General features: G+C 56.4%; 1 protein-coding gene. It reads right to left on the bottom strand.

Annotation, left to right across the window (positions count from 1 at the left end):
* Nucleotides 1-27: 27 nt before the first annotated feature.
* Nucleotides 28-168 carry a hypothetical protein gene (locus PORUE0001_RS10675; RefSeq protein WP_157750217.1) on the bottom strand — a complete coding sequence of 47 codons (141 nt, stop codon included), beginning with the start codon at nt 166-168 and terminating at the stop codon, nt 28-30.
* Nucleotides 169-550 lie beyond the last annotated feature (382 nt).

Raw genomic sequence — 550 nt, 5'->3', positions numbered from 1 at the left:
GGACGCACGGTCGTGCGTCCGTTCCCGTTAAAGCGAGACGAGTAACGGTTGTAGGGACGCACGGTCTGTGCGTCCGTCCCCGTTAAAGCGAGACGAGTAACGGTTGTAGGGACGCACGGTCGTGCGTCCGTTCCCGTTAAAACCAACGAACGCCGTAACCTTTGACACAACGGACGCTCGACCGAGCGTCCCTACAACCGTTACTCGTCCAGCTTTGACACAACGGACGCACAGCCGTTACACGTCTCGTCGTTCGGGGACGGACTCCCTCTCGCTTGACACTTCCCCTGCGTCCATACAAAGGGTCCATCGTCTCATAAATTAGCGGGATCACCTCACACGTCGGTGAGATGATCCCGCTAGTCTGTATGATTTGTGGTAGCTTTTGCTGGCTACCGTTTCGGCTGATTGCTTAAGCTTCTGCTGCAGGCTCGACGTCGCTGAGTCCGAGGAGCTTATTGATCTCTTTCTGCAGATCGGCGTGCACCTCGTACAGCTCTTTGATCGTGAGGGGCTTCTGCTCATCGAGCGTGACGAGCTCCTGACCTTT

Origin of the sequence: Porphyromonas uenonis 60-3, assembly GCF_000174775.1 — a bacterium.
In the GTDB taxonomy this organism is placed as follows: Bacteria; Bacteroidota; Bacteroidia; order Bacteroidales; family Porphyromonadaceae; genus Porphyromonas; species Porphyromonas uenonis_A.
This window is presented reverse-complemented; position numbering and strand designations above follow the sequence as displayed.